Here is a 23,102-nt window from a genome sequence, read left to right on the forward strand (position 1 = left end):
TATAAATGGCTATTTTAAATATTAATAACTTAAAAAAAGAATACGGAATTGAGACTGTTTTGAAAGATTTTTCTCTAAATGTAAATGCAGGTGAGTCAGTTGCTTTAATTGGCCCCAATGGATCTGGAAAAACAACAATTTTTAAAATTATAACTGGCCAGGAACATTATTCTAACGGTACAGTTTCGGTCAGAAATGATATTGAAGTTGGTTATCTTGATCAACTGCCTGATTTCAAGTCTGAATTAAGTATCTATCAGGAATTAGAAAAAGTCTTTGCAGAGGTTAAAAAACAAATTGAAGAAATGAAGCAGCTCGAAGAAAAAATTGCCCACCATGGTAAGCGGATTGATGAATCTGCAAGTCATTCTGATAATTTAGAGGCAACTATGCGTGAGTATAGTGCTCTGCAGAGAAAGTTTGAAAAAGGAGTCGGCTATGAATATCAGAGTAAAATCCGTCAGGTAGCAGCTGGTATGGGTTTTGACGAAGAAGAAATTCATGAAAAAACCTTAGATCAGCTAAGTGGTGGTGAAAAAACCAGAGTTGGACTGGCTAAATTACTTTTAATTGAACCTGATTTACTGCTTTTAGATGAGCCAACAAATCATCTCGATTTAAAATCTGTTGAATGGCTTGAAAATTATCTTAATTCTTACCAGGGAAGTCTTTTAATTATATCTCACGATAGATATTTCCTGGATAATACCATCGAGAGAATTGTAGAAATAAAACATGGGAAAAATGAGGATTACAGCGGTAACTACAGCTATTATCAAAAAGAAAGAAAAAGAAGGTATGAACAGCGGCTGCGGGAATATAAGAATCAGCAGAAAAAAATCAAGCAGCTGGAAGATGCAATTGAACAGCTCTATATCTGGGGCCGTTCTCGTGACAGTGAAAAAATGTTCAAAAGAGCTAAGGCTATGGAAAAACGCTTAGAAAAGATTGATCGTCTTGAAAAACCTCAGCTAAAAGGAAGAAAGATGAAGCTTGAACTTGATACTGAGACTCGTGGTGGAGATGATGTCTTATTTGTAGAAGATTTAGCTAAAAGTTTTGAAGAATTGAATCTTTTCCAGAATTTAAACTTTGAATTACACCGAACTGATAAAGCTGCAATAATAGGTGATAATGGTACCGGTAAATCAACAATTCTCAGAATTATTATGGGTGAGATAACAGCAGATCAGGGTAATGTCCGAATTGGAACTAATATCTATCCCGCCTATTACCGCCAGGAATTTGAAGGTTTTAACCCTGAGGATGATTTAATCACAGCTTTACAGCGAGAAACTGCTGTAACAAACTCTAAAGCAAGGGATATGCTGGCTTCTTTCTTATTTACTGGAGAAGATGTTTTCAAAAAAGTTAAACAGCTGAGTGGTGGCGAAAAAAGTCGTTTGAGACTGCTGCAGCTGATGAGCGGTAATTATAACTTTTTAATTTTAGATGAGCCAACAAACCATTTAGATTTAGCTTCACGTGAGGTACTGGAAGAGGCTTTAAAAGATTATTCTGGTACAGTTTTAATTGTATCACATGACCGTTATTTTTTAGATAAAGTTATTGATTATATTTATGAGTTAGAAAATCAGGAACTAAACAAGTATTTTGGCGATTACAGTTATTATAAAGAGAAAAAGAAAAAAGAAGTTTCCGATCAGCAAAAGTTAAGTGAGCAGGAAGAAAAAAGTGAAGGGAAACTTGATTATGAAGCTCAAAAAGAAGCGCGCAGTCGAGAGCAAAAACGTCAAAAGCGACTAAAAGAAATTGAAGCTGAAATAGAAAAGCTAGAAAAAACTTTGGGTGATTTAGAAAGTCAAATGACAGCTGAAGAAAATATCGATGATTTTGAACTGCTGCAGGATTTAAAAGACGAATATGAACAAAAAAATAATCGGTTGGAAGATTTGTATCAGGAGTGGGAGACAATAATTTAACTGATCCTTGTGTTGATATTGTAATGGTCTAAGAGATGTGGGGTAAATTATGAATGATCTATTTAAGAATATTAAGATTAAAACAGATGAGATTGAGATCCCTAAAAAGAATGTTAAACACTGGCAGGAATTGTTGGATATGCTTGTTGAATTTTCTGGAGCTCAGGATGCTCTAGTTAATGAGTACCAGGCACCTTATTTAAAGGTGAAAAAGGCTAGTTCAAATCCTGAGAATTTATTTGCTGACAAAGATGAATTTAAGCTTGAAGGTCTTTATTGTGCTGAGGTAATTGAAAGCAGATCAAGCTTAGAGGTTATAAATGCAGCTGAAATAAATAAGTGGAATACTTCAATTTATATGGAAAATGGTTTGGTTGCTTACTTAGGTTATCCTATTTTGTGGCCTGATGGTGAGGTATATGGGACTATTTGTCTTCATGATAATCAGAAAAGAAATTTTGATTATAAAATCAAAAAACAGCTTGAATTTGTTAAAGATTTAATTGAAAATAATCTTAAAAATCTTTACCAGAGTCAAATAAACCACTATTTAAATCAGTACTATTCAAAAATGATAGATATTTTGCCTGTAGGAATACTGGTTATAAATCAGAAAGGTGAAATATTAAAAGCAAATGATGCTGTTGAAGAAATGACTGGCTATAATAAAGAAGAACTTGTAGGGAAGACCATTTTTGAAACATTAGTTTTGGAAAAAAATATAGATAAAGCAAAACGCGATATCCAAAAGATTATCAGTGGAGAAATTTTAACACATGAAGTTATGACTTTAAAAAAAGATGGTGAAATAGGATATTCGAGGATGCACGAGAAGATAATTGAGCTGCCAAATGGCGAAAGCGGAATTATCTCTATTCAAAGTGATGTAACAGATAAAGTTGAAAGTGAAAATAAAATTAAATATGCAAGTTATCATGACAGTTTAACTGATTTATACAATCGATCATATATTGAAAAACAAATTCAAGTACTAAATAGAGAAGATAAATTACCTTTAGCAGTAATCATGGCTGATTTAAATGCTCTTAAGCTGGTAAATGATTCTTATGGTCATCATCAGGGTGATAAATTGATAATTAAAACTGCTGAAATACTAAAAAATAGCTGTCGTGAGGAAGATCTAATAGCCCGCTGGGGTGGTGATGAATTTGTGATTTTGCTTCCGCAAACTAATCAACAGGCAGTAAAAAAAATAGTTAAAAGAATTAATCAGAACATTGCAGCTGAATATTTAAAATTTGAAAACGGAAATAAATTACCTCTTTCAGCAGCACTGGGATATGCTGTAAAAGCCTATAGTTATCAAGATTTTTTTGATATATTAAATGAAGCAGAATCAAAAATGTATAAAAATAAACTTACTGAAAGTAAAGATGTTAAAAATAAAATTGTAAATACTTTATTGAAAAGTTTAGATGAAAAGAGTCAGGAAACAGCTGATCATGCAAAAAGAATGACTGCTGCAGCTGAGAAATTTGCTGAAGCATTAAATTTAAGCCCGGATGAAGTCGATAAGCTGTTATTAGCTGCAGAGTTACATGATATTGGGAAAACTGTGATTCCGGCAAGTGTTTTAAATAAAGCGGGAAAGCTAACAGAAACAGAATGGCAGGAAGTAAAAACACATTCAGCTGTTGGTCACCGAATATTAAATGCAACTGAAGAATACTTTCATATATCTGAAGAAGTCTTAGCACACCATGAACACTGGGATGGCAATGGATATCCTAGAGGCCTAAAAGGAAAAGATATCCCATTAATAGCCAGGATAATTGCAATTATAGATGCCTATGATGTAATGACAAATGATCAGGTTTATAAAAAAGCAATTACAAAGGAAGAAGCGCTTGAGGAAATTAAGGCCTGTGCTGGGACACAATTTGACCCCTGCTTAGTAGAAGTTTTTGTTAAAACATTTTTAGATTGACTTAAACCCCCTGTTAGATTAATTTCTAATCAGGGGGTTTAAACATCATAGTTCTATTTTTTTTAAGATCTTTAGCTTTAATGGCTTTATTTTTTTATAAGCTTACAAATTATAAAGCTGCTGCTCCTTCTTCACCAGTTCTAATTCTGACAGCATTTTCAATATCTGAGATAAATATTTTACCATCACCAACTTCACCAGTTTGAACAGCTTCTTTAATAGCCTCAACAATTTTATCCACTTCTGTGTATTCTACAATTATCTCAACTTTAATTTTCTTGCGAAGTCTTATTCGGTAGGTTACACCTCTATAGGTTTCGGAATGACCTTTTTGGGAACCGTAACCTTTAATTTCTGTAATATTTAAGCCGTTGACACCAATTTCCTCAAGCCTATCAATAAGTCTATCAGTTTTATCTGGACGAATAATTGCTTCGATTCTTTTCATAGTCTTTTCCTCCTTTAATTTTGAGCTTTAATATTGACCATAAAATCTGGATAAGATTGAGCACCATGTTCGGAATAATCAAGACCTTCAATTTCATCTGCTTCAGAAACTCTGAGTCCGATTATTATGTCGATAGTTTTAAAGAGCGCAAAACCAAGTCCAAATGCCCAGAAGAAAACAGTTATTACTCCAATGAATTGAGTGACCAATAAACTAAATCCACCACCAAAAAGCAGTCCACCTTCTGTGGCAAAAAAACCAACTGCAATTGTTCCAAATGCTCCACAAACACCGTGAACAGAAACAGCACCTACAGGGTCATCGATCTGTAATTTATCAAAAAACTCAACTGAGTAAATAACGATAATACCTGCGATTCCACCAATAATTACGGCAGATAAGTTGCCGACAGCTGCTGTACCAGCTGTAATACCTACCAGACCAGCTAAGGCTCCGTTTAAAGTCATACTTACATCTGCTTTACCATATTTAATCCAGCTGACTATCATTGCCATTACTGCTCCGGCAGCTGCAGCCAGGTTGGTTGTTACTGCGATAGATGCTATTGATAAGTCTGTACCGGATACTGTGGAACCAGGGTTAAATCCAAACCAGCCAAACCAGAGAATAAATACACCAAGTGCAGCCATCAAGAGGTTGTGACCCGGCAGAGCATTTGCACTTCCATCCTCATTATACTTACCAATTCTGGGTCCTAAAACAATGGCTCCAGCTAATGCAGCCCAGCCACCAACAGAGTGAACAACAGTAGAACCTGCAAAATCAATGATTCCCATTTCAGCTAACCAGCCACCACCCCAGATCCAGTGTCCTACAACAGGATAAATAAAGGCAGTAATCACAACACTGTAAGCTAAGTAGCCGGAAAAGTTTGTTCTTTCAGCCATTGCTCCAGAAACTATAGTAGCTGCTGTTGCAGCAAAAACGGTCTGGAAGATAAAGAAAGCTGCGATTGGAATATCAAGACCTAAATTTGCAAATGAATCCTGCAGAAAATAACCTGTAGTTCCGATAAAACTGTTGCCTGGGCCAAACATGAAGGCAAAGCCAACAGCCCAAAATACTAAAGAACCTGAAGCAAAATCCATCATGTTTTTCATGATAATGTTACCCGCATTTTTGGCTCTGGTAAAACCTGCTTCAACCATTGCAAATCCAGCCTGCATAAAAAACACTAAGAAAGCTGCTATTAAAGTCCAAATTGTGTCAATTGCAACCGCATTTGCTGCAGCCTGATCTTCCTGAGCAAAAGCCAGACCACTAAATAAAAATACCACCAATAACGTCATCAAAATTGTCTTAAGAAATTTACCACTTACTTCTCTACTACTCATAATACTCATAATAATTTCCTCCTTGTGTTAGGTATATGTTAACTATGAGTAAATTATATAGATAGCTTACATAGAAAGCAAGTGATTTTGGCTTTATATAACTGTATACAGTAATTCAATTAAAAATTAGGAACCGCAGGCAGTTCTAATTTATGTTGATTAGCTGCAGAAATTTTTTCGATTTTAGCAGCGGTTTCAGCATCAGCTTCTCCATCCACTATATAGTAGTCGATCTCCCTATAACTTAAACCAATTTCATCTTGATCACTTTGACCATCCCAGAGACCAGCAGAGGGTTTTTTGGTAATGATTTTTTGATCTATCCCCATTTGGCGGGCCAGACCTTTTACTTCAAGCTTAACTAAATTACCAAGTGGAGCAATATCTATCCCTCCATCACCATATTTGGTGAAATAACCTAATTTTAATTCGCTGCGATTATCAGTTCCAACTACCAAATAATTATTTAAATTTGCATAATAATAGAGCAGCGACATTCTTAATCTAGGCTTCAAGTTGGCAAGGGCAAGTTTTTGACGCCCTTGAGCAGCAGCTAAATTTTGATTATCTATCAGATCCTCTAAGTCAGATTCTGGGTCATATTGATTAATAGTCTGCAGTAATTTTTGATAAGGACTGCTTAGATCAATTTCTTTATATTTAATTCCAAATTTTTCTGCATGTTTAACAGCATCAACTTTATCTTCCGGATTGCTCAAACAGGGCATAATAATCCCTAAAGTATTTTGTGGAAAGGCTTTCTGACAGAGAAGAGAGGTGACAGAAGAATCAATACCACCTGATAATCCAATTACTGCTCCCTGACAGCCAGCAGCTCCAACTTTTTCTCTAATCCAATCTACTAAATTTCTTTCAATTTTTTCATAATTCCTATCTAACATCAGCAGCACCTCGTTTTTAAAATTAACTAAAATTTTCTTTTAAATATACTTCAAAAAGCAAAAATGACTATAAAAACAGCAGCCTCCCAGAAAATATTCAACTGGAAGGCTTGACTATAAGGGGACATATTATTTTAGCTTCTCAATTCTCACTAATTAAAAAGTAGAAAGATATTTATCTAATTCCCACTGGCTTACTTGAGTTCTGTACTCATCCCATTCGACTTTTTTAGCAGCAACAAAATGCTCTAAAACATGGTCACCTAAGACACTTGTAATTACTTCATCTTTTAAAAGCAGAGCAACAGCTTCATCAATATTTGCCGGCAGACTTTCAATATTGCTTTCTTCTTTTTTCGCTGCTGACATTTCATAAATATTTTCTAAAACTTCTGCAGGTGGTTCAATTTCATTTTTAATACCATCAAGACCGGCTTTTAACATGACAGCAATTGCTAGATAAGGGTTAGCACTGGGATCAGGATTTCTTAACTCCAATCTTGTTCCTGCACCACGGGCTGCTGGAATCCTAATTAAGGCACTTCTGTTGGCACTTGACCAGGCGACATAAACAGGAGCTTCATAACCTGGAACTAGACGCTTATATGAATTAATTGAAGGGTTAGTTATTGCTGTGATAGCTCTAGCATGTTTTAACAAGCCTCCAATATAGTGATAAGCAGTTTTACTTAAGCCTAAACGATCGTTTTCATCATAAAAAACATTTTCTCCATCCTTAAACAGTGATTGATGGACATGCATACCAGAACCATTTTCACCAAAAATAGGCTTGGGCATAAAGGTAGCGTGCAGACCGTGTTCGTGAGCAATAGATTTGGTTACAAACTTGAAAGTAGCAATGTTGTCAGCTGTTTCTAAAGCAGGGGCATATTTAAAATCTATTTCATGCTGGCCCGGAGCTACCTCATGGTGTGATGCTTCAACTTCAAAACCCATTTCTTCTAAGGCAAGAACAATACTGCGGCGGGCATTAATACCTTTATCAATTGGCCCTAAATCAAAATAACCACCATTATCGTGAGTCTTTGTTGTAGCCTCGCCATTTTCATCTAATTGAAAAAGAAAGAATTCAGGTTCAGGACCAACATTCATTTCATAACCCATTTCTTCAGCTTCTTTTAAAGCTTTCTTTAATACATTTCTAGGGCCACCAGAAAATGGAGTTCCATCCGGCATGTAAACATCACAGATTAAGCGGGCAACTGAGCCACCTTCTTCTGGCCGCCAGGGAAAAATAGTAAAAGTATCATAATCTGGCCTCAAATACATATCAGATTCCTGAATCCTGGTAAAACCATCAATGGAAGAACCATCAAACATTATTTTGTTATCAAGTGCATCTTCCAGCTGTTTAACGGTGATTGCAACATTTTTAACTATTCCCAGGATATCAGTAAACTGCATTCTGATAAACCTAACATTCTTTTCCTCTGCCATCTTTAAAATATCTTCTTTGCTGTACTTTGACATCATTATCACTCTCCTAAATTATTTGCTTTTTGATTTCTGACTTCAGTATAATCCTTTTTAAAAATAAGTTCAATAACTCTCATTTTTTAATCCATGTATACAGATATTATGCCTCAGGATTTTATTTTAATTAAGCCCAAAAATAATATAATCCCTGTATACAGGTATAGAAGTTTTCAAATCTATTTACACTCTTCAACTTTAGTTCTATACTTTAAAGTACACATTAAGCAGCAGGTGCTGGAATAATAATTAAACCGGGTACTTGGAAACAATTTATAATTAATTTTTTTCCTGGTCTAAATTATTTTAAAGTATCTGGTGCTCTTCAAATCTATAAAAGAAGGAATGATTATAATGACTTTTACAAAAATGCCCCAAAAACAGGGATTATATAGTCCAGAATTTGAGCACGATGCCTGTGGTATGGGATTTGTGAGCCATATTAAAGGTAGAAAGTCACACCAGATAGTTGAGCAGGCCCTGGAAGTGCTGGTTAATTTAAGCCACAGGGGAGCAAGTGGTAGTGAAGAGAATACTGGTGATGGTGCAGGGATACTTATTCAGCTTCCTGACAGCTTTTTGAGGCAGCAGATGGAGGATAAGGGAGTATCACTCCCAGAAGTAGGAGATTATGGAGCAGGAATGGTTTTTCTGCCGCAGGACGAAAAGAAGAGAGAAGAAATTATAGATTTAGTTGAAAAGATTGTTAGTAAAGAAGAACAAAAAGTTCTTGGCTGGCGCAGGGTAACGGTTGAGGCAGCAGAAATTGGAAAGTCAGCCCTGGAAGTAATGCCAGATTTTTATCAAATTTTTATTGAGAAGTCTAAAGAAGTAGAGCAGGGAATAGATTTTGAACGAAAATTATATTTAATCCGCAAAAAAATTGAAAATAAGATTCGTAGTTCAGAGTATAAAGGGGAGCTTTATTTTGCCTCACTCTCCAGCCGCACCTTAGTCTATAAGGGAATGCTGACCCCCGAGCAGCTGGAAGGATTTTTCCCGGATTTAAGTCAGCCAGAAATGAAGACAGCGATTGCTCTGGTGCATTCACGCTTCAGCACAAATACCTTTCCCAGCTGGGAGAGGGCACATCCCAACCGCTATTTGATCCATAATGGTGAGATTAATACCATGCTGGGTAATCAAAACTGGATGCGGGCCCGGGAAGGGATTTTTGAGAGTGATATTTTCAGCGATGATCTAAAAGAACTGCTGCCGGTTATTGCACCTGAAGGTAGTGACTCAGCTCGTTTTGATAATGTTTTAGAGTTTTTAGCTCTAAATGGCCGCTCACTTGCTCATTCGGTGATGATGATGATTCCCGAACCATGGGAGCATAACGAAGAGATGGAAAAAGAGAAGAGAGATTTTTATCATTACCACAGCACCTTAATCGAAGCCTGGGATGGCCCGGCTGCCATGGCCTTTACTGATGGTACTCAGGTGGGAGCAGTGCTTGATCGGAATGGTCTGCGCCCATCCAGATATTATCTGACAGATGATGATTTACTGATTCTTTCTTCCGAAGTTGGAGTTTTAGAACTTCCAGAAGAAAAAGTTATCAGCAAACAGCGTCTCGAGCCAGGTAAAATGCTCTTATTAGATACAGAAGAAGGCAGAATTATAAATGATGAAGAGTTAAAAGCAGAAATAGCCGCAGCAGAACCATATGGCAGCTGGCTTGAAGAAGAGCTGATAGAGCTTGAAGATTTAAAAGTTGAAGCAGATCAGTCAGAATCTGAAAATAAAACCGAAGCAAAGGATTTGCAGCCATCCCAGCTGGTTAAGCTGCAGAAGAGTTTCGGCTACAGTTATGAGGACCTGCAGAAAATTTTAATTCCGATGGCCCGGGATGGAGTCGATCCAATTGGCTCAATGGGGAATGATGCCTCCTTGGCAGTTTTATCTGACCAGCCACAGCTTTTATATAACTATTTTAAACAGCGTTTTGCTCAGGTAACCAACCCACCTATCGATTCAATTAGAGAAAAGTTAATTACTGCAAGCAATACTTTTCTGGGCTCAGAAGGCAACCTGCTGCAGCCGGATTCGTTAAGCTGTCGTCAGCTTGAGTTAGAACATCCACTGCTCAGTAATGAAGAATTAGAGTTAATTAAAGAACTTAATCAGCCTGGTTTCAAAACTGCTGCTCTGGATATTATCTTTGATAAAAAGGATAAGACAGGTAGTTTGGCTGCTAGAATGAAAGAACTTTGTGATGAAGCTGAAAAACTAGTAGAAGAAGGAATTAATATTTTAGTTCTTTCTGACCGGGGAGTAAATGGGGAGAAGATTGCAGTTCCAGCACTGCTTGCAGTTAGTGGAATTCACCATTATTTAATTGAAAAAGGATTAAGAACAAAGATAAGTCTAGTTTTAGAATCAGGAGAACCGAGAGAGGTTCACCATTTTTCAACTTTGATTGGTTATGGACTGGATGCAGTTAATCCTTATCTTGCTTATGCATCTCTGGAGAATCTGGTTGAAGAAGGCCACCTGGAAATTTCTAAAGAAAGGGCAGTAAAACAGTATATTAAGGCATCTGTCAAAGGTGTAATAAAGGTTATGGCTAAGATGGGAATTTCTACTGTTCAGAGCTATAGGGGAGCCCAGATTTTTGAAGCAATTGGAATATCTGATGAAGTTATAAATGAATATTTCTGCCGTACAGCATCACGAATCGGTGGAATTGGAATAGATGAAATAGAAAAAGAAAGTATTATGCGCCATGACAGTGCTTTTAAGGGAGTTAAAGTAGATAAAGAAACCTTAGAATCAGGAGGTCATTTCAGCTGGCGCAAAGACGGAGAAGAACACCTTTATGATCCGGAGACTATCTACTTACTGCAGCGGGCGGTAAGAGAAAATAATTACCAGCTATTTAAAGAATACAAAAATAAATTGAATGATCAGAGTTCAAAAATGATGACTCTGCGCGGGCTTTTAGAACCAGAATATCAGCCGCAGCCGATTCCTCTAGAGGAAGTTGAACCGGCTGAAGAAATTATGAAACGATTCAAAACTGGTGCAATGTCATATGGTTCAATCAGTCAGGAAGCTCATGAAGCACTTGCGATTGCAATGAATAGAGTTGGTGGAAAAAGCAATACTGGAGAAGGTGGTGAAGACCCAGAACGATTTACACCTGATCCGAACGGTGATCTGAGGAGCAGTGCCATAAAACAGGTTGCCTCAGGTCGTTTTGGAGTTAATGCCCATTATCTGAGTAATGCAGAAGAGATTCAGATTAAAATGGCTCAGGGAGCTAAGCCGGGTGAAGGTGGTCAGCTTCCAGGTAGAAAAGTATATCCCTGGATTGCAGAAACAAGAGGGACAACTCCAGGTGTTGGCTTAATTTCACCTCCTCCTCATCATGATATTTATTCAATTGAGGATTTAGCTCAGCTGATACATGACTTGAAAAATGCCAACCGTGAAGCCAGAATTAATGTTAAGCTGGTATCTGAAGTAGGAGTGGGTACAGTAGCAGCTGGTGTGGCCAAGGGAAAAGCAGATGTAATTTTAATCAGCGGTTATGATGGTGGGACAGGTGCTTCTCCCCGGACCAGTATTCGACACGCTGGACTTCCCTGGGAGCTTGGACTTTCTGAAACCCATCAGACACTGGTTTTAAATAATTTAAGAGATCGAGTAACTTTAGAAACAGATGGTAAAATAATGACAGGTAAGGATCTGGCAGTAGCAGCAATGCTGGGAGCTGAAGAATACGGATTTGCCACAACTCCTTTAGTTGCCTTAGGCTGTGTAATGATGAGAGTCTGCAGCAAAAATACCTGTCCGGTAGGAGTCGCAACTCAGGACCCGGAACTGCGGAAAAAGTTCCAGGGTAAGCCAGAACATGTTGTTAACTTTATGCGCTTTATGGCTGAGGACTTCCGCCATGAGCTGGCAGCTTTAGGTTTCCGCTCAGTAAATGAGCTTGTCGGTAGAGTTGATAAACTCAGACAGGATAAGCGCAGAGATCACTGGAAGGCAAAAGGGCTTGACTATTCTTCTATTCTTTATCAGCCAGAAAAGGTTAAAGAAAGAGCTGTTTACTGTCAGCAAAAACAGGATCACGGTCTGGATAAAAGTCTTGATCTGCGTGAACTGCTGGATTTAACAAAGGAAGCAGTAGAAAGTGGAGTTCAGATAGAAAAAGACTTAAAAATTAAAAACACAGATCGGGTTGTAGGGACTATTCTAGGAAATGAGATAACCAAACGCTATGGTGCAGAAGGTTTAAAAGAAGATACAATTCAACTTAATTTTGAAGGATCAGCAGGACAGAGCTTTGCCGCTTATTTACCTAAAGGAGTGACCTTCAGACTGAAAGGTGACAGCAATGATTATTTGGGTAAAGGACTATCAGGAGCTAAGGTTATTGTCGAGAAATCAGAAATGTCAAAGTTTAAGGCTGAAGAAAATATTATTATTGGAAATGTGGCCTTTTTTGGTGCAACTTCTGGTAATGCCTATATAGAAGGTAAGGCAGGAGAGCGTTTCTGTGTAAGAAATAGTGGAGTAAATGCTGTTGTCGAAGGCCTGGGAGACCACGGCTGTGAATATATGACAGGTGGAAAAGTTATAGTTCTCGGTCAGGTTGGCCGTAATTTTGCTGCTGGAATGACAGGTGGAACTGCCTATGTATTTGATATAGAAGCTGATTTCAAAGATAAGGCAAATACAGAGATGGTCAAACTTGATTATTTAACCGAAACAGAAGATGAAGTGATTGTTAAAGAAATGATTAAAGAACATTTAAAATATACCGGCAGTGATCGAGCCGCTGAAATTTTAAATAACTGGCAGGAATATAAAGAGAAGTTTATTCGCGTTATGCCTCTTGATTACCAGCGGATGGTTAATGCGATTGCCGAGTTTGAGACACAGGGCTTAAGCCGAAAAGATGCTTTAATGAAAGCTTTCGAAGAAAATGCTCATGATGAAGCTAGAGTAAGCGGAAATTAAGGACAGAGGAGGAAAATAAAAATGGGTAAAGCAACTGGATTTATGGAATATAAGCGGGAAGTTCCTAAAGAACGACCGCCTAAAGAACGAATAAATGACTGGCTTGAATTTAAAAATAAATTTAGCGAAAAAGCTGCTAAGATTCAGGGAGCCCGCTGTATGGAATGTGGTATCCCCTTCTGTCACAGTGGTCTTGAAATTGGAGGTATGGTTTCCGGCTGTCCGGTAAACAACTTAATTCCGGAGTGGAACGATCTAATCTATAAAGGGAAATGGGAAGAAGCGGTGAAAAGGCTGCTGAAAACTAATAATTTCCCCGAGTTCACAGGTCGAGTCTGTCCGGCTCCCTGTGAGGGATCCTGTACAGTAGGACTCAATGACCCGGCAGTTACAATTAAGGCAAATGAATATCAGATTATAGAAAAAGCCTTTTCCGAAGGCTGGATCAAGCCTGAACCACCAGAAAATAGAACGGGAAAATCAGCAGCAGTAGTGGGTTCTGGACCTGCTGGTCTGGCTGCAGCTGATCAGCTAAACAAATTAGGACACAAAGTAACTGTTTATGAACGTCAGGATAGAATTGGAGGACTTCTGGTTTACGGTATTCCAAATATGAAGCTTGATAAAGAACTAGTTCTCAAACGGCGTCTTGATATTATGGAGGCTGAAGGTGTAGAATTTATCACTGAGACTGAGATTGGTAAAGACCTGAGCCTGGATGAACTGAAAGAACAATTTGATGCAGTTGTTCTAACAGGTGGAGCAACTAAGCCTCGTGACCTTAAAGTTCCGGGTAGAGAGGCAGAAGGTGTTCATTTTGCTGTAGACTATCTAAAAGCAAACACAAAGCATATTTTAGGTGATCAGAATGAAGATTATATTTCTGCAGAAAATAAAGATGTAATTGTGATTGGTGGTGGTGATACTGGAACTGACTGTGTAGCAACTGCTGTCAGACAGGGTGCGAAAAGTGTAAATCAGTTTGAGATAATGCCTAAATCCCCATCTGAACGTCAGGCAGATAATCCCTGGCCTGAATGGCCCAAGACTCTTAAGGTTGATTATGGGCAGGAAGAGGCAATTGAAGTTTTTGGCTCTGATCCGCGAGAGTTTCTGATTATGACTGAAGAAATTCTGACTGAAGAAGTTGAGGCTGGAAAGATTGTAAATGGAGTTAAGACTGTTAAAATCAACTGGGAAAGAAATGATGAAAATCGCTTTGTACCTATTGAAAAGCCAGGAACAGAAAAAATATGGTCTGCTGATCTAATTTTAATTGCAATGGGATTTTTAGGACCGGAAGTGGATTTAATCGAGTCAGCAGGATTGGAGCAGGATAATCGCTCTAATGTTAAAGCAGAATATGGTGATTTTACTACAAATATTGAAGGGGTTTTTGCTGCTGGTGATATGCGCCGCGGCCAGAGTCTGATTGTAAATGCAATTGATGAGGGTAGAAAAGCAGCTCAAGAAGTAGATAAATATCTTCACGTGCACCTTCCGTTTGCGGGACCAATTTTTGGAAAATAAAATTAGATCTTTATAAAAACTACTTAACTCTCACTACCTATTATGATATAATATATTTAATGAAAAAATAATACTTATAGTATTCATCACAATAGCTAATCTTGTTAATGGAAACGATTAAGAGATAGGTGGTGTGAAAATTGGATCAGGAATTTTTAAATGCTATTAGACAAATAGTGAGGGAAGAAATATCTGGGGTAAAAACTGATGTATCTTCACTAAAAGATGATGTTTCTTCATTAAAAAGTGATGTATCTTCATTAAAAGGTGATGTATCTTCACTAAAAGATGATGTATCTTCATTAAAAGGTGATGTATCTTCATTAAAAGGTGATGTATCTTCACTAAAAGATGATGTTTCTTCATTAAAAACTGATGTATCTTCATTAAAAAGTGATGTGTCTTCACTAAAAACTGATGTGTCTTCACTAAAAACTGATGTGTCTTCACTAAAAACTGATGTTTCTTCACTAAAAACTGATGTATCAACCTTAAAGAAAGATGTAGCAGAAATGAAGCCTCAACTAGAAGAAAATACTCAGATGCTTAAGACTTTGCTTGCTAGAACTGATAATCATGGAGCAATGTTAGAACAGCTTAATTTAAGAGTATCTAGGCTTGAAGGAAATAAGAAAAAATATCAGAAATTGAATGATGACTTTTATCATCACAGTCATAAAGTACTTGTTGAAATAAAAGAACCAGTATTTAAAACTGACTCAGATGATCATTCTGATTCTTGACAATTTTCAAAAAACAATATATAATTAAACAAATTACAACTATATAATTAAAAGTTTTGAGAGGGAGGAAAATAATATTTAATGATTACAGAGAGTCGGTACTGCTGAGAACCGATATCTAAAAATTTATTTTTGTAGCCCTTGAACTGCAGTACTGAAAAAAGTAAGTGCTGTCGGAATCTTAATTTAAATGCATCCGTTATCATATGCAGAGGTATAAATGATTTAAAATCAGGAGTACTGAAGAGGCTGGCTAACAGCAAATTTGGGTGGTACCACGTGAGATGACTCTCGTCCCTATTAATAGTTTAACTATTAGTAGAGATGAGAGTTTTTTTATTTTAAGGATTTTTTTAAATTGATAATTTATCTTAAAAAGGAGTGAGCAGTATGAGTAGTAATGAAAAGCAGATTATGAGTGGAGCAGAAATTTTTGTTAGATCATTAGAGGCAGAAGGTGTAGATACTATATTTGGCTATATTGGGGCAAAGGTAATAGATATTTATGATAAATTGTACGATTCAAAAATTAGACATATTATGCCACATCATGAGCAGGGAGGAGTCCATGCAGCTGATGGATATGCGCGTTCAAGTGGGAAAACGGGAGTCTGTATTGCGACTTCAGGACCTGGTGCAGCAAATATGGTAACAGCACTAGCAACCGCAAATATGGATTCAGTTCCGCTGGTAGCCTTTACAGGTCAGGTGCCAAACAATATGATTGGTACTGATGGTTTTCAAGAAGCGGATATCAAAGGGGTAACTATGCCTATTACCAAAAACAACTATATTGTTAATGATGTAAAAAATTTAGCGAGAATAATTAAGGAAGCTTTCTATATTGCTTCTACCGGCAGACCCGGGCCAGTACTGGTTGATATACCGTCAAATATTTTAAAAGAAGAAACTGAGTTCAGTTATCCAAAAGAGGTTGATCTTCCTGGGTATAATCCAACTTATAGAGCAAATAAACTGCAGCTAAAAAGGGCTGCAGAGCTAATAAATGATTCAAATCAGCCGATTATCTATGCTGGAGGAGGTTCAATTATTTCAGGAGCAGAAAAGGAAATTGCCGAACTGGCAGCAAAAGCTGAAATACCGGTAACAACTACCCTAAATGGAATAGGTGTTTTTGATGAAAATAATTATTTATCCTTAGGAATGCTGGGAATGCATGGGACAACTGAAGCTAATTCAGCAATTACAAATTCTGACTTAATTATTGCGTTAGGTGCTCGGTTTGATGACCGTGTAACCGGAAAGATAGAAGAATTTGCAGTTGACGCAGATGTGATCCATATTGATATTGATCCTGCAGAAATAGCCAAAATAATAGAAACAAAAGTTCCAATTACAGCAGATGTTAAGACCGCTTTAAAAGAATTAATACCGCAAATTAAAGAGGTTAAAAGACCTGCCTGGATCAATGAAATCAACGAGTGGAGAAAAATTGATCAAAAAGCAGATCCTGAAAAAAGCAAAAAATTATTACCATCAGAGATTATAGAAACTCTTTATGATTTAACAGGTGGAGATGCAGTAATTACTGCTGGTGTTGGTCAGCATCAGATGTGGGCTGCTCAGTATTATAAATACAGTAAGCCCAGAACTTTTATTAGTTCAGGTGGTTTGGGAACTATGGGTTATGGTTTTCCAGCAGCTATTGGAGCTAAAATTGCTAATCCAGAAAAAGAAGTTTTTGCACTTGTTGGAGACGGCAGTTTTCAGATGAATATCCAGGAACTGGCAACTGCAGCTAAAAATCATGTGGCGGTAAAGATAATTATTTTTAATAATCAGTATCTCGGAATGGTTAGACAGTGGCAGGAATTATTTTATGACAAACGTTACTCTGCAACCTGTTTAAGAAGGCAGGTTAACTGTCCTCCTAAATGTTCGGGCCCTAATTCAGACTGTCCCGAAATGATTCCCAATTTTATTCAGGTAGCAAAAGGCTATGGAATCAAAGGGGAAACTATTACTGAGCGAAAAGATATTAAATCAGCTCTTCAAAATGCAATTAAAGCTAAAGAAAGTTATATTTTAAATTTTATGATTGAAGAAGAAGAAAATGTTTTTCCAATGGTTTCTGCAGGAGGAAGTCTTAAAGATATGATTTTAAGAAAAGATAAACAAAAATAGCAGTTAATCTATCTCAATTTATTTCTAATAATTTATTTTTAATAATTTTCACTAAAAATTCAAATAATTATCAAAAAATGTATTGCATATTCTATTAAAAAAACATACTATTAAAGTAAGAGAAAAATATATAGGAGAGTTATAAATTGAGATATTTTAACAAATTTACTTTTAAGGAAAAGATTATATTCTTCTGTTTTCTCACAGGATTCTTAACAAAATATAATTATCTTAACTGGTATATATTTCAAGTTAGTTCATTTTATATCTTAATTTCAAAAAATATTATTATGATATTGTTGGCTTTAGTATCTGCAAATTATTTATTAAAGAATAAAAAAAGAATTTACATCACATTTATAATTCACCTCTTTTTTACAGCTTTCTTTTTTGCAAATCTATGGTACAATAAATATTTCTCTAATTATTTAAGTGTCGCTGATATTACGATGGGCCAAGGCATACGTCCTTTTAAAGTTTTATTCCGACAGTTGATTGGTTATCATGACCTGTTATTTATTTTTGAAATACCTATTTTAATATTTTTATTTTACCACAGTTCTGCCCTTAAATCTGATGAGGTATCAATTTATAAAGATTCCAGAAAGTTTATTTTAACAATTTTTTTAATAATTATAGTAATTTTAGGAGGTCATATATACTATACAAATAATCTTTATGCAGTAAATGGCTTTTTAGAATTATACGAACACAGTACTCCTGCCTTTGTTAGTGTCTATGGTATTTTACCTCTTTATGCTGCCGAGTATATCATTTTAAATAATCAGGAGGAAACAGATGTTGAGGAAATAGATGAGGCTGAAATTGTGGAGGAAGAAGATTTAAGCCAAACTCATAAATTAGAAAACATTAAAAATATAATTGTAATTCAACTTGAATCTTTTGATCAAAAAATAATCGGTTATCAACATAATAATCAGGAAATAACTCCATTTTTAAATAAATTAAAAAAGAAATCACTTTACTTTAATAATATCTATGCTCAACATGTTAATGGAAGTTTTGATGCTGAATTTTCATTTTTAACTTCACTTTATCCTAGAAATAAAACTTATGCTTTTAAAACTAATGATATGTCAGAGTTTAATTCTATAGTAAAGGTATTAAAAGAACGAAATTATGAGTTTTTAGCTTTTCATGGAAACAAGGGGGATTTCTTTTATCGTGATAAAGCTTATCCGGAAATGGGTTTTGATAAATTTTATCATCGGGCTGATTTTACGCTAGAAAATGCTAAAGTTGCTGAAGAAAGTTATTTGGGAATCAATGATTATGATTTTTTTGAACAATCAATTAGTTATCTACAGCAGGCTAAAAAACCTTTTTTTGCCTTTTATATAACTGTTACCAGCCATACACCATTTGATTTTTATCCAGAAGATTATAGTCAACCAGAATTTGAGGACTTAGAGCCTCTGATAGTCAAAGATTATTTTAATTCACTTTACTTTACTGATCTTGCAGTTGAAAATTTTTTTGAGAAATTAAAAAATAAAGGCCTTTATCAAAATACTCTTTTTGTTTTTTATGCTGATCACAGTTCTGATATCAAAAAGGAAAGTTATAATTCCAGCGGCAACTTTCTGATGGAGTCTTCAGCAAAAGAGCCAGAAAATATTCCCTTAATGATTTTTAATCCTCAAATTCAGGCAAAAATAATTGATAAAACAGGAACCCATACAGATATTGCACCAACAATTTTAGATATTTTAGGGGATAGAGAAAAACCCGAGGGTTTTTTAGGAAACTCTTTATTAAAAAATGAAGAAAGACCTGTTTTGTTTTTACATGAGATGCCTCAAATTTTGTATAATGATAACCTATTTGTAAGATTACCAATGAGCTCAGATCAGAAAAATGACTTCGAAAGAATAGCATTAAAAAGTGAAGAAACAAAAAAAATAACTCTGAAAGAATCAGAAAAGGAAAGAATAGTCAATCTGATAGATTATATGCAAAAGATTATGAAAAAAAGTATATCAGAATCAGATTCTCAATAAATTGGGAGGTTATTAAATGAAGAATTTTTTTAAGAGGGCGTCAGTTTACATTCTAATAATGTTATTTGCAGCAGCAGTTATTTTTGGAGCCAATTATTATTATGGACAAAAAATTGCCGAAGATGTAACAGCTGAAATGAGAGAGGCAGCTTCAGCTAATAATTATCAGCTGAGGTCTATAGAAGTTACAAGTAATCCCTTACTCCAAAAGATAGATATTAAAAATCTTAATTTATCTCAGGCTGATCAATTTAATTTAATTATTAATCAGGCAGAAATAAACTTTGGTTGGCGGCAGATATTAAATTATATTAGAAACCAAGATTTTGAACTAGATAAAGATTTAGATAGTAATATTTATCAAATAAGGTTTTCAAATTTAAATGAGAATTATCAACTTGACTTTCAGGAGGCAGAGCTGCACTATCGAGGTAATTTAACTGAAGAAATATTTTTGGCCTTTAAAAATGATAATAATCTGCAGCCCTTATTAGACAGTGATCATCAGCTGGATTTTACTGCAGCTGAGCTTAAATATAATTTCCCTTACTATAGAAGCTATGGCCTAACTGATGAAGCATGGGCCGGACTATCAACATTTAATAACTTTGTTTTCAGAGCAGATTATAATAAAGATCAAAGAAATTTTAATCTCAAAGAATTTAATTTAAGCAGTGAGCTTTTAACTTTAATTTACAACTTTGAATCAATTATAGACTATAGTGATCAAAAACAGCAAATTACTTTTGAAGAATTGAAGGGTGATTATGATTTCCACCTGACAGCAGAAGATATAGATTTTGAAGCAAATAATTTTTATCAGGATTTAAGATTTAAACAGTTTGGTTTTAATGGGAGCTTTGATCTATCAAATTTAAATGATAGAGTTAGAGCTAATCAGCTTGATTTCAATTTAAAACTAACAGAATTTAAACTTGTGCTGGCAGAAATTTTAGCTCAGCAATTAAATCAGAATAGTTTTGGTATCCTTGCTGAAAATAATCAATTTGAAATACTAATTAATAGTTTTTCTTACCAGCAGCAGTACAGTCATCCTACCGGCAGCAGCCAATCTGAATTAGACTCATCAATGCTGCTTGCTGATTTAACTGCTGAATATAATTATAGTGAAGATATGCCATATATCAGCAGTGCCGAATTGAAATATAAACCTCAAACTGCTAAAGCAGAACAGCTTAATTCATTTCTGCAGCTTGTTTTAAATCAGCAAATAAGCAGAAATGAAGCTGGCTTTTATTCAATAAAGTTTTGGGGGCCAATTGATGATTTGAGTCTGGAATAAGTTTTAATTATTTTACAAATTAAAAGACAAAAACAGTCTCAAAAGAAGTAGCAGCAAGTTTTTATGTGAAATTACTTTACAAGCTGCAGTTAAAATGCTAAAATATAACTAGAAAATTTAATAAAACTAACGAGGATGGGTGAAATTCCCTACCGGTGGTAAAGTCCACAAATCCAAGAGGATTGATCTGATGAAATGCAGAACCGACAGTAAAGTCTGGAAGGGAGTTAGGTTATAAGTTTATTAATCTAATTTGTTTACTGAGCACTATAATTTTTTTAGCTGCAGGTAAACCGGTTTAATTTACTTATATTATAATATTCGACTATTTAAAGTCCTTCCAGTTTTGGAGGGGCTTTTTCTATTTTAAAGAGAATTATAGTTTAACTTAATTTTTCTGATATTAATAAATTTAAAGGGATTATTGCAGATTATTGGAGGTATAAAATGCAGGAATTTTCTAATGCTGATCAAAAATATATGAAAAGAGCTTTAGAATTGGCTGAGTTGGGAGAAGGAAGAACTTCACCGAACCCAATGGTTGGAGCTGTAGTTGTAAAGGATGGAAAAATAGTTGGTGAAGGTTATCATCAGGAATATGGTGGCCCACATGCAGAAGTATTTGCACTTGAAGAGGCAGGAGAAAAAGCTGTAGGAGCAGATATTTATGTTAGTTTAGAACCCTGCAGTCATTACGGCAAAACTCCTCCCTGTGCACAAAAGTTAATTGATTATGGAATAAGCCGAGCAGTAGTAGCAATGGTCGATCCCAATCCTGAGGTAGCTGGCCGAGGAATAGAGATGCTTCGAAAAGCTGGAATTGAAGTGGAAATTGGATTATTTAAGAAAGAGGCTCAGAAATTAAACGAGATCTTTTTGAAATATATTCAAAGTGATTATCCTTTTGTCTATTTGAAAAAAGCTCAAACTTTAGATGGTTATATTGCGAGTAAAACTGGTGATTCAAAGTGGATAACTAATTCAGCTGCCAGATTAGAAGGCCATAAACTAAGACATCGAGTTGATGCCATAATTGTCGGAATTGGAACTGTTTTGGCTGATGACCCTTCCCTGACAGCAAGGTTAGATAATAAAGAGGGAGTTGATCCATTAAGGGTTATCTTAGATCCTGATTTAGAAATACCGCTGGATGCAAAATTAATAAATCAGGATTCAACAGCAAAAACTTTAATAATTACGGCGGCAAATAGTGATAAAGCTGTTTTAGAAAAAAAAGAAAAATTATCAAAAAAAGAAATGGTGGAAATACTATCTTTGGAATCTAATAATAAATACTTTGATCTCAAAGAAGTTTTAAAAAGTTTAAGCCAGAGGAAAATAAGCAGCCTCTTAGTTGAAGGAGGAGCCAAACTGAGCCACACTTTTTTAAAAGAAGATCTTGTTGATAAATTCTACTATTTTATCGCTCCAAAAATCTATGGTGGTAGTGATGGCACAGCTTCTTTTTGTGGTAAAGGGCCAGAATTAATGTCAGATGCAGTTGATTTGAAAATCTTAGAACAAAAATTACTGGGAGATAATATATTACTGATTGCTGAAAGAAAATAGTTTCTATAACAGAATTAAAGCACATCTTCAATAAGCGATTGATATATTTTAAGGAGGTGGATTTATTGTTTAGTGGCATAGTTCAAGAAAAGGGTAAGTTTTTAAGAAAATTTAAAGGCAATAATAAATATCAATTAGAAATAAAGGCAGAAAAAGTTTTAGAAAACGTTAAAACTGGTGACAGTATTGCAGTTAATGGAGTCTGTTTAACAGTGGTTGATTATGGCAGCGATTATTTTAGAGCTGATGTAATGCCGGAAACACTTAAGGCAACAAATCTGGGAGATTTAGAACCTGACTCAATCTTGAATTTAGAACAATCTTTAAAAGCAAATGATTTCATTGGCGGCCATTTTGTTACAGGTCATGTTGATTCAACTGCTGTAGTAAAGTCAATAAAAAAAGAAAATAATGCTCAGATAATTGAGATGAAAGTAGACCAAGAAACAGAAAAATTTATTGTTCAAAAAGGATCAGTAGCTCTAAACGGAGTCAGTCTGACAGTAATGGGAATTGAAAATGGGATTCTAAAAATATCTTTAATTCCTGAAAGTTGGGCTGAAACTAATTTATCACTTTTAAGTGCTGGTGATCGAGTCAATATTGAAACTGATATGTTGGGTAAATATGTTTATAAAATGCTTAATAATTTAGACCAGCCAAATAAGCAGGATACAAAGATTTCTAAAAGTTTTTTAGCTGAAAATGGTTTTATTTAATTAACCAGATA

At 35.4% G+C, this 23,102-nt stretch carries 14 protein-coding genes, 1 riboswitch and 1 other annotated feature; of the genes, 10 read left to right on the top strand and 4 right to left on the bottom strand.

Going from position 1 to position 23,102, the window contains the following annotated elements; translation table 11 throughout:
• Positions 1–5: 5 nt before the first annotated feature.
• Both abc-f and ACZ446_RS05550 read left to right on the top strand, forming a co-directional pair.
• Positions 6–1,943, top strand: coding sequence for a ribosomal protection-like ABC-F family protein (abc-f, locus tag ACZ446_RS05545; RefSeq protein WP_464394124.1), 1,938 nt, complete (start codon positions 6–8; stop codon positions 1,941–1,943).
• 49 nt (positions 1,944–1,992) lie between these two features.
• Entirely contained in the window at positions 1,993–3,891 is a 1,899-nt protein-coding gene (locus tag ACZ446_RS05550) for a diguanylate cyclase domain-containing protein (RefSeq protein WP_464394125.1), read from the top strand.
• A gap of 109 nt (positions 3,892–4,000) precedes the next feature.
• Here the strand turns inward: ACZ446_RS05550 and ACZ446_RS05555 are convergent, their stop codons facing one another.
• The 4 genes from ACZ446_RS05555 to glnA all read right to left on the bottom strand — a co-directional run bounded on the left by ACZ446_RS05555 (position 4,001) and on the right by glnA (position 8,087).
• On the bottom strand, positions 4,001–4,339 hold the full coding sequence (locus ACZ446_RS05555; protein WP_464394126.1) for a P-II family nitrogen regulator: 339 nt from the start codon (positions 4,337–4,339) through the stop codon (positions 4,001–4,003).
• A gap of 14 nt (positions 4,340–4,353) precedes the next feature.
• Positions 4,354–5,694, bottom strand: coding sequence for an ammonium transporter (locus tag ACZ446_RS05560; protein WP_464394375.1), 1,341 nt, complete (start codon positions 5,692–5,694; stop codon positions 4,354–4,356).
• A gap of 119 nt (positions 5,695–5,813) precedes the next feature.
• A complete protein-coding gene (nadE, locus tag ACZ446_RS05565) occupies positions 5,814–6,596 on the bottom strand; it encodes an NAD(+) synthase (RefSeq protein WP_464394127.1) in 783 nt (260 codons plus the stop codon).
• Between the two features lie 156 nt (positions 6,597–6,752).
• Complete coding sequence (gene glnA / locus ACZ446_RS05570; protein ID WP_464394376.1) at positions 6,753–8,087, bottom strand: type I glutamate--ammonia ligase; 1,335 nt, start codon at positions 8,085–8,087, stop codon at positions 6,753–6,755.
• Between the two features lie 357 nt (positions 8,088–8,444).
• Between glnA and gltB the strand changes: the two genes are divergently transcribed.
• The 8 genes from gltB (at position 8,445) to ribE (ending at position 23,091) form a co-directional block, all read left to right on the top strand.
• Complete coding sequence (gene gltB / locus ACZ446_RS05575) at positions 8,445–13,061, top strand: glutamate synthase large subunit (protein ID WP_464394128.1); 4,617 nt, start codon at positions 8,445–8,447, stop codon at positions 13,059–13,061.
• 21 nt (positions 13,062–13,082) lie between these two features.
• Positions 13,083–14,591, top strand: coding sequence for a glutamate synthase subunit beta (locus tag ACZ446_RS05580; protein ID WP_464394129.1), 1,509 nt, complete (start codon positions 13,083–13,085; stop codon positions 14,589–14,591).
• Between the two features lie 140 nt (positions 14,592–14,731).
• Positions 14,732–15,334, top strand: a complete 603-nt coding sequence (locus ACZ446_RS05585; RefSeq protein WP_464394130.1) for a zinc ribbon domain-containing protein — start codon at positions 14,732–14,734, stop codon at positions 15,332–15,334.
• A gap of 47 nt (positions 15,335–15,381) precedes the next feature.
• Positions 15,382–15,636 (top strand) — a binding site (T-box leader).
• 88 nt (positions 15,637–15,724) lie between these two features.
• Positions 15,725–17,479 carry a biosynthetic-type acetolactate synthase large subunit gene (gene ilvB, locus ACZ446_RS05590; RefSeq protein ID WP_464394131.1) on the top strand — a complete coding sequence of 585 codons (1,755 nt, stop codon included), beginning with the start codon at positions 15,725–15,727 and terminating at the stop codon, positions 17,477–17,479.
• A 449-nt stretch (positions 17,480–17,928) separates the two neighbouring features.
• On the top strand, positions 17,929–19,500 hold the full coding sequence (locus tag ACZ446_RS05595) for an LTA synthase family protein (RefSeq protein WP_464394132.1): 1,572 nt from the start codon (positions 17,929–17,931) through the stop codon (positions 19,498–19,500).
• Positions 19,501–19,516: 16 nt separating this feature from the next.
• Positions 19,517–20,803, top strand: coding sequence for a hypothetical protein (locus ACZ446_RS05600; RefSeq protein ID WP_464394133.1), 1,287 nt, complete (start codon positions 19,517–19,519; stop codon positions 20,801–20,803).
• 121 nt (positions 20,804–20,924) lie between these two features.
• Positions 20,925–21,039: riboswitch (FMN riboswitch) on the top strand.
• Between the two features lie 211 nt (positions 21,040–21,250).
• On the top strand, positions 21,251–22,372 hold the full coding sequence (gene ribD, locus ACZ446_RS05605) for a bifunctional diaminohydroxyphosphoribosylaminopyrimidine deaminase/5-amino-6-(5-phosphoribosylamino)uracil reductase RibD (RefSeq protein WP_464394134.1): 1,122 nt from the start codon (positions 21,251–21,253) through the stop codon (positions 22,370–22,372).
• Positions 22,373–22,428: 56 nt separating this feature from the next.
• Positions 22,429–23,091, top strand: coding sequence for a riboflavin synthase (ribE, locus tag ACZ446_RS05610; protein WP_464394135.1), 663 nt, complete (start codon positions 22,429–22,431; stop codon positions 23,089–23,091).
• Positions 23,092–23,102: the final 11 nt, after the last annotated feature.

It is taken from the genome of Halanaerobium sehlinense (assembly GCF_055379485.1).

Bases quoted from the DNA above. Each gene is read 5' to 3' on its own strand.
- nadE (WP_464394127.1), bottom strand. From the start codon at position 6,596: ATGTTAGATAGGAATTATGAAAAAATTGAAAGAAATTTAGTAGATTGG.
- abc-f (WP_464394124.1), top strand. From the start codon at position 6: ATGGCTATTTTAAATATTAATAACTTAAAAAAAGAATACGGAATTGAG.
- glnA (WP_464394376.1), bottom strand. From the start codon at position 8,087: ATGTCAAAGTACAGCAAAGAAGATATTTTAAAGATGGCAGAGGAAAAG.
- ACZ446_RS05600 (WP_464394133.1), top strand. From the start codon at position 19,517: ATGAAGAATTTTTTTAAGAGGGCGTCAGTTTACATTCTAATAATGTTA.
- ACZ446_RS05560 (WP_464394375.1), bottom strand. From the start codon at position 5,694: ATGAGTAGTAGAGAAGTAAGTGGTAAATTTCTTAAGACAATTTTGATG.
- ACZ446_RS05595 (WP_464394132.1), top strand. From the start codon at position 17,929: ATGGGCCAAGGCATACGTCCTTTTAAAGTTTTATTCCGACAGTTGATT.
- ACZ446_RS05580 (WP_464394129.1), top strand. From the start codon at position 13,083: ATGGGTAAAGCAACTGGATTTATGGAATATAAGCGGGAAGTTCCTAAA.
- ACZ446_RS05550 (WP_464394125.1), top strand. From the start codon at position 1,993: ATGAATGATCTATTTAAGAATATTAAGATTAAAACAGATGAGATTGAG.
- ilvB (WP_464394131.1), top strand. From the start codon at position 15,725: ATGAGTAGTAATGAAAAGCAGATTATGAGTGGAGCAGAAATTTTTGTT.
- gltB (WP_464394128.1), top strand. From the start codon at position 8,445: ATGACTTTTACAAAAATGCCCCAAAAACAGGGATTATATAGTCCAGAA.
- ribD (WP_464394134.1), top strand. From the start codon at position 21,251: ATGCAGGAATTTTCTAATGCTGATCAAAAATATATGAAAAGAGCTTTA.
- ACZ446_RS05555 (WP_464394126.1), bottom strand. From the start codon at position 4,339: ATGAAAAGAATCGAAGCAATTATTCGTCCAGATAAAACTGATAGACTT.